Source organism: Mycobacterium sp. (assembly GCF_035653355.1).
Classification (GTDB): Bacteria; Actinomycetota; Actinomycetes; order Mycobacteriales; family Mycobacteriaceae; genus Mycobacterium.
This window is the reverse complement of the sequence record NZ_DASRBZ010000197.1, coordinates 1-7,022: the sequence shown is the minus strand read 5'-3', so window position 1 is coordinate 7,022 and position 7,022 is coordinate 1. Positions and strand designations below refer to the sequence as shown.

Genomic DNA, 7,022 nt, shown 5'->3' with positions numbered 1-7,022 from the left:
GGTGAGCCGCTGTCGGACATCGACACCGTGTCGTACTACCTCATCGTCGCCACCGCGGGTCACGACACGACCAGTGCGACGATCTCAGGCGGCCTGCTCGCGCTCATCGAAAACCCGGATCAGCTTTTCAGACTGCGGGACAACCTCGACCTGATGCCGCTGGCCACCGAGGAGATGATCCGCTGGGTCACCCCGGTCAAGGAGTTCATGCGCACCGCTGCCGAGAACGCCACGGTGCGCGGCGTGCCGATCGCCGCTGGAGAGTCGGTGCTGCTGTCCTACGTGTCGGCCAACCGCGACGAGGACGTCTTCGACGACCCCTTCCGCTTCGACGTGTGCCGCGATCCCAACAAGCATTTGGCATTCGGCTACGGGGTGCACTTCTGCCTGGGTGCCGCGCTGGCCCGCATGGAGGTGAACAGCTTTTTCACCGAGCTACTGCCACGATTGAAAACCATTGAGCTGACCGGAGAACCGCAATTCGTCGCCACAACGTTCGTGGGTGGGCTCAAGCACTTGCCGGTTCGCTACTCGTTTAAGTGAACTGGTGTCCACGGTATGAGACCCTCGACTGCCTTGAGTGCCGTAGTGACGGGCGGCGGCTCCGGAATCGGGCGCGAGGTCGCCGCGCTGCTGCGCGACGCGGGCCATGACGTGGTGGTCTGGGACCAGATCGGCGGCGACATCGAATGCGATATCAGCGATCCCGACGCGGTTCAGGCGGCCATTGACCGGACCGTCAGCGACCATGGTGTGCCCACCCGCATGGTGGCCTGCGCGGGTATCGGCGCATCCGGGATGCTCTTGGCGCTGTCACCTGACGAGTGGCAGCGGGTACTGGCGGTGAACCTCACCGGCACCTGGCTGACCATGCGAGCCGCCGCCCAGGCGATGGTCGACGCCGGAACAGGTGGATCGATCGTCGCGGTCTCCAGTATCAGCGGCACGCTGGCCGACCGCGGCATGGGGGCCTACTGCGTGTCCAAGGCCGGGATCGACATGCTGGTCAAGGTGGCGGCGGCGGAGTGGGGCCACTACGGTATCCGGGTCAACGCAGTGGGACCCGGCGTCACCCGAACACCGATGCTGGGCAAACCGGAACAGCTGCCCGGCTGGGTGGAAGGTCTGGAGGAGCGGACCGCGCTGGGACGGCTCGGGGAAGCCGCCGACGTGGCTGCGGCTATCGTGGGCGTGCTCGAATTGCCTTGGGTGACGGGCCAAGTTGTGCACGCTGACGGTGGCTTGGCGCTGCACAGCCCGATCGACGCGTATGGCCAAATGCAGCGTCTGGCAGCGAAGACCGATAACAGCCCGCCGGCTTAACTGACTCGGAAATCGATGACTCCCCTGATGATTTCACCGTTGAGCAGGTCGGCGTAGGCGTCGTTGATGTCGTCGAGCCGATAGCGTCGGGTGATCATCTCGTCAAGCAGCAACTGGCCGGTTTCGTATAGCTTGGCCAGCCGAGAGATGTCCGCCTTCGGGTTGCATGAGCCGAATACGGTGCCCGCCAGCGTCTTGTTCATCAATATGAAGTCCTGCAAGTCGATTTTGATCGACCGGGTAGTCTGCGAGCTCATACCGGTGAGCACACACGTACCGCCCTTGCGGGTAAGCCTGAGCGCGTTGCGCACGTCTTCGGCGCTGATCAGTGACGGCGACACGATGACCGCGTCGGCCATCACCCCGTAGGTCAGGGCACTCACCAGGTCGAGCGCTTCGTCGACGGTTGCGGTGCTATGCGTGGCGCCGAACTCACACGCCGACTTCTGTTTGAAATCCACCGGATCGACCGCGACAATCTGGGCGGCGCCGTTGATCCGCGCCCCCTGGATTGCCCCGGTTCCGATGCCGCCGGCGCCGATAACGACGACGGTATCGCCGCCGCGCACGCCGGCGCGGTGAGCGGCCGAGCCGTAACCGGTCGGGATCGCACACGACAACAGTGCAGCTGACAGCAGCGGCAACTCCGGCTCGATCTTGACCAGCGAATTCGCTGCCACCACAGTGTATTCGGCGAACGCGCCGATCTTGGAAAGGTGACCCAGCGGCTTGCCGTCGGCGGCGTGATGGCGGAATGTGCCGTCGGTGGGCATGCCCGGGGTCAGAGTGCCGATGCCGGCATCGCAGAGGTACTCCATGCCGGTGGCGCACCAGCGGCATTGCCCGCAGACGGCGACGAACGACGTCACCACGTGATCACCCGGGGCGAAATCGGTGACGCCGTCGCCGACTTCGCGCACGATGCCCGACCCCTCGTGGCCACCGATGGTCGGGAACATGGTCGGCAGACCCAGCGAGCGAAGAACCTCGTTGGGCGCCGACAAGTCGCCTTTGAGGATGTGGTCGTCGGAATGGCACAATCCCGCCGCGGCCATCTCGACCAACACCTCTCCGGCGCGGGGTGGGTCGAGCTCGAATTCCTCGACCGACCACGGCCCGCCGACATCGTGCAGGATTGCAGCGCGGCTTTTCATGCCGCCGGCGTGAACGTGACCGGAAGCTTGTTGGGCGACCGGAAGGTAAGCCCGACGATCCTAGCGTCCTCGTCCGGCACCAACGCCAGGTCGGCGACCCGGTCCAGCAAGCTGTTGAGCATCACGCGGGTTTCCAGCCGGGCAAGGTGCATACCGAGGCACATGTGGATTCCGCCTGCGAAGGCGATGTGGCCCTGGCGCGGCCGGCGGATGTCGAAGACGTCGGGTTCATTCCAGCGGGTTTCGTCGCGATTGGCCGACCCCATGCACAGATCGACTTGTGCGCCGGAAGGGATTGTTTTGCCGCGTATTTCGACGTCCTCGGTGGTGGTGCGCACCACGGTGGTGAGCGGTGTTTCGTAGCGTAGGCCCTCTTCGATCGCGGCGGGTATCAATGACCGGTCTTGGTAGACCATCGCCAACTGTTCGGGATGAGTCAGCAGCAGGTAGAGCAGATTGCCTGACGACCGGTAGGTGGTTTCCAGCCCGGCGGGCAGCAGCAGCCGCAAGAACGCGATGATCGCCTCGTCGGTGAGCTTCTCACCGTCGATCTCGGCGCTGACCAGATCGCCGATGATGTCGTCGGTGTTGTTGCGGCGCCGTTGCTCCACCTGGTTGAGGAAATAGTCGTGTAGCTCGATGGAGGCTCTCAGTCCCGCCTCGATATCCACCGGAATGGAAATCAGGTCGAAAGACAGGCGCCGGAACAAACCGAGATCCTCTCGGGGAAGCCCGAGCAGGGTGGAGATAATGCGGGTCGGAAACTCGAACGTCAACGCCTTCACCAAGTCGGCGGTGCCTTCGTTCTTGAACTCGTCGACCAGCTGATCGCAGACCGGCCCGATGACCGAGGGTTCCCAGCGCTCAAGCGCGGTAGCCCGGAAAGCCTTGGCCACCAGGTTGCGGTGGTCGTGATGCTCTTTGCCGCCCATCGCCAAGATGGTGTGGCCCATCACCAGCCCGATGGTCTGATCGTAGGCATGGGAACTGAAGATCCGGTCGTCACGGAATGCCTGGAAGACGCTGTCGTAGTCGAACAAGACCCACTCGTCGTCGGGCAGCAGCTCCGGCGGCACCTTGGAACGGTCCATCAGAGCCCCGTGCCACACCGGCTCCGTGCGCCTCATGTATTCGAAGAATGGGTAGGGGCTGGTCTCACCCGTGGTGTCGAGCGTGACGGATTGGCCGTGCGGGTCGGCGCTGATCGTCATCAGCATGCCTCCTGAGCAACCGGTAGGGGCAGCTCGCGCGGAACCGCCGCCGCCCTGGTCAGCGAATTGTCGGAGTTGAACCTAGCTATCATAATATAGATAGCAACTAAGCCCAACGGTTGTAGTGTTTACGGTAACCGAAACGGTATCGATGACCGGCACTCGGCCCGCATCGGGTAGCCGCTTGAAGCGAGCATCGGTGCCGTCGTAGCTACGCTCGACCGATGTGCTCGTCGACGGGTCAGCACGGGCGGTCCTGTTAAGGATGCGGTGACGCGGGGGGAGCGCTACCGGATCTTCCACACATGGAACCGCAGGTCTACCTGGAAGGTGGTCAATGACGACCGACACGAATCGCACACGGCCGCAAGGCCTGAGCAGAATCGACCCGGCGCTGCGCGATGCCGCGGCCAAACTTGACATTGTCGAGTTCAGCACCGAGTCGCTGCCCGCCGATCGCGAGAAAGCCAACGAACTGGCCGCCGAGCGCGCCGCGGCTGTCGACAGCGGCGGTGTCGCCATCGAGCCGCGGTCCATCACCGGGCCGGGCGGCGCCCGGCTGGACCTTCGGCTCTACCGCGGTCTAACCAAGTCCGCAGCGCCGCTGGTGCTGTATGCGCACGGCGGCGCGTTCGTCACCGGAAACCTCGACACCGATCACGCGCACTGTGTGGAGTTGGCCCGAGCCGCGGGATGCCTTGTCGTGTCGGTCGACTACCGGCTCGCGCCGGAGAACCCGTGCCCGGCCGCGCTCGACGACGTGCAGTCCGCGTTCCGCTACGCCATCGACAACGCTGCTCGCCTCGACGCCGACGGCAGTCGAGTGGCGGTGATGGGCCGCGACGCCGGCGCAGCACTGGTCGCAAGCCTGGCCCAGCGCACGTTCGACGAGGAGGGGCCGCCGATCCGGGTACAGATCCTGCACCAGCCGATGCTCGACTCCGATGCCACGCCGTCGCGGCGAGAATTCCAGCGCACGCCGGGCCTCAATGGCCCGGCGGTCAGCCGGGCGTGGGGCCATTACCTAGGCCACAGTGTCGCTAAAGCCCACCACGTTCCGGCGCATCGGGCCAACCTGGAAGGGCTGCCGCCGGCGTTCATCAGCTGTGCGGAGATCGACCCGTGTCGAGACGAAGCAATCGACTACGCCAACCGGCTCCTGCACGCCTACGTGCATACCGAGCTGCACGTGGTCGCGGCGACGTTCCATGGCTTCGATTCGGCGGTACCCGAGTGGGTGGTCTCCCGGGAAAGCAGCGCCCTGCATGCTCAGGTGCTTCGCCGGGCGTTTGCGGTGTAGCCGACCGGCCGTCCGTCGGCGTCGTATCGACTGAACTCCGGTAGCTCTTACTGTATTGCGCGTTGCTACCATCGGAGGCGCCGCGGATCCCGAGCGGGACTGACCGGCAGATGTCGGACCGAAGGAAGGCCTGGCCACATCATGACGACGGTCGAGTCCCCCGAAAAGGCGCTCTTCGCCTCGACCACTCAGGCGTTTCTGCAGAAAGAATCGCCACTGACATACGTGCGCGAACTGCACGCTGCCGGAGTGTCCTTCGACCGCGCGTGGTGGCGGCGGGCCGCGGAGTTGGGGTGGACGGGCCTGCTTGTTCCGGAGGAGCTGGGCGGCGGCGCGGTCTCCGGCAGCGGTATTGCCGATTTGGCCATGGTCGCCGAACTGATCGGCAACACCGTGGCGCCCGGACCGCTGTATCCGGTCAGCGCCGTGCTGTGCGCATTGGTCGAGTGCGGTGAGCATGACGCGCACGCCGGCACCATCGAATCGCTGATGTCTGGTGAGACGGTGGCCTCGTGGGCGGTCGACGAGCCGGGCCGCGGATGGACGCCGTTGGAGCCGTCGGTGACCGCCACGCCGCATAATTCGGGCTATCGCATCGACGGCGCCAAAGCCCGCGTAGAGGCCGGCGCTCAGAGCGACGTGCTGTTGGTGGTAGCGCGCACTGACGACGACGAGATCCGCCAGTTTCTGGTTCCGACGACGGCGCCCGGAGTCCACATTGAACCGCAGCCGTCGGTCGATCTGGTCAAACAGTACGCGCGTGTGCATTTCGACGGGGTGGAGGTGGAGCGCTCCGCTGTTGTCGGCAAACCCGGCGAGACGACGGCATTGATTGAGCGGCAAAGCCAGATCGCGCAGGTGCTGCAGTGCGCGGAGGTGGTCGGAATCCTCCAGACGGTATTCGACTTCACGGTTACGTGGGCGCTGGACCGGCACACGTTCGGCCGTCCATTGGCGTCCTATCAAGCGCTCAAACACCGTTTCGCCGACATGAAGACCTGGCTTGAAGCGTGTCGCGCGACGACGGGGGCCGCGGTGGCGGCGGTCGCCGATCGCTCACCAGAGGCGGGGTTGTTGGCCAGCATCGCCAAGTCCTATGTCGGGGAAAAGGCCCCGGCGATTGTGCAGGACTGTGTGCAGATGCACGGCGGCATCGGCGTCACCTGGGAACACGACCTACACCTGTATCTGCGCCGGGTTGTGTTGTACCGCTCCATGTTCGGCACACCGGAGGAACACAACCTGCGGGTCTATGCGTGGAAGGAATCGTCGCGATGACGGACAACGGGTCGGCGGCCGTCGGCGAGTCGGTCGAGCAGTTCCGCGCCCGTGCCCGAGCCTGGCTGGCTGCCAATATGCCGCGGATCGACCCAGCCTCACCGCCGGCGGCTAACCGCGACGATGAACGCTGCTGGGAGCGGGCGCGCGAACTGCAAAAGCGGCTGTACGACGGGGGATTCGCCGGAATCTGCTTCCCACGCGAATACGGCGGCCTCGGGTTGGATTACGAATATCAGAAGGCGTTCAACGAGGAAAGCATCAACTACGAGATGCCGCTGATCCTCAACACGCCGACGTTCACCATATGTTGTGCCACGCTGCTCGACACCGCTAGCGACGAACAGAAAAAGCAACACATCGCCGCGGCTTTGCGCGGCGATGAGGTGTTGGTGCAGCTGCTATCGGAGCCCAGCGGTGGATCAGATCTGGCCGGTGTGATGACCCGCGCTGAGCGGCACGGGGACCGTTGGGTGATCAACGGCGCAAAGACGTGGAGCACCAGCGCATTTGCGGCGGACTACGGATTGTGCCTGGCCCGCACCAACTGGGATGTGCCCAAGCACGAGGGCCTGACCATGTTCCTGGTGCCGATCGCCCATCCGGGAATCACCTTGCGGCGCATCACCCAACTCAATGGGTCGACCGAGTTCTGTGAGGAGTTCCTCGACAACGTCGAAGTCGGCGACGATGCGGTTGTCGGCGAGGTGGATAACGGCTGGACGGTCGCGTCACGGCAGCTCTATCACGAGCGTC

The 7,022-nt window shown here is 64.7% G+C and carries 7 protein-coding genes; 5 read left to right on the top strand and 2 right to left on the bottom strand.

Features of this window, described 5'->3' with window-relative positions; translation table 11 throughout:
- A partial coding sequence (locus VFA16_RS06660) for a cytochrome P450 (RefSeq protein ID WP_324967055.1) occupies positions 1 to 543 on the top strand: 543 nt, incomplete at its 5' end.
- 33 nt (positions 544 to 576) lie between these two features.
- Positions 577 to 1,323 carry an SDR family oxidoreductase gene (locus VFA16_RS06655; protein ID WP_324967054.1) on the top strand — a complete coding sequence of 249 codons (747 nt, stop codon included), beginning with the start codon at positions 577 to 579 and terminating at the stop codon, positions 1,321 to 1,323.
- On the opposite strand, the gene VFA16_RS06650 is transcribed toward VFA16_RS06655, so the two are convergent.
- Both VFA16_RS06650 and VFA16_RS06645 read right to left on the bottom strand, forming a co-directional pair.
- Positions 1,320 to 2,477, bottom strand: coding sequence for a Zn-dependent alcohol dehydrogenase (locus VFA16_RS06650; protein ID WP_324967053.1), 1,158 nt, complete (start codon positions 2,475 to 2,477; stop codon positions 1,320 to 1,322). The two genes, VFA16_RS06655 and VFA16_RS06650, sit on opposite strands and share 4 nt — an antisense overlap.
- A complete protein-coding gene (locus VFA16_RS06645) occupies positions 2,474 to 3,688 on the bottom strand; it encodes a cytochrome P450 (RefSeq protein ID WP_324967052.1) in 1,215 nt (404 codons plus the stop codon). Before VFA16_RS06645 ends, VFA16_RS06650 begins: the two co-directional genes overlap by 4 nt.
- A gap of 337 nt (positions 3,689 to 4,025) precedes the next feature.
- Here VFA16_RS06645 and VFA16_RS06640 point away from each other — a divergent pair, with 337 nt between their 5' ends.
- The 3 genes from VFA16_RS06640 to VFA16_RS06630 form a co-directional block, all read left to right on the top strand.
- Positions 4,026 to 4,988: an alpha/beta hydrolase gene (locus VFA16_RS06640; protein WP_324967051.1), complete on the top strand. Its 963-nt coding sequence runs from the start codon at positions 4,026 to 4,028 to the stop codon at positions 4,986 to 4,988.
- A gap of 141 nt (positions 4,989 to 5,129) precedes the next feature.
- Positions 5,130 to 6,266: an acyl-CoA dehydrogenase family protein gene (locus VFA16_RS06635; protein ID WP_324967050.1), complete on the top strand. Its 1,137-nt coding sequence runs from the start codon at positions 5,130 to 5,132 to the stop codon at positions 6,264 to 6,266.
- The coding region (locus VFA16_RS06630) for an acyl-CoA dehydrogenase family protein (protein ID WP_324967049.1) at positions 6,263 to 7,022 on the top strand (760 nt) is incomplete at its 3' end. The genes VFA16_RS06635 and VFA16_RS06630, both read left to right, overlap by 4 nt.

Coding starts and splice junctions, on each gene's coding strand:
- VFA16_RS06650 (WP_324967053.1), bottom strand. CDS start 2,477: ATGAAAAGCCGCGCTGCAATCCTGCACGATGTCGGCGGGCCGTGGTCG.
- VFA16_RS06645 (WP_324967052.1), bottom strand. CDS start 3,688: ATGACGATCAGCGCCGACCCGCACGGCCAATCCGTCACGCTCGACACC.
- VFA16_RS06640 (WP_324967051.1), top strand. CDS start 4,026: ATGACGACCGACACGAATCGCACACGGCCGCAAGGCCTGAGCAGAATC.
- VFA16_RS06635 (WP_324967050.1), top strand. CDS start 5,130: ATGACGACGGTCGAGTCCCCCGAAAAGGCGCTCTTCGCCTCGACCACT.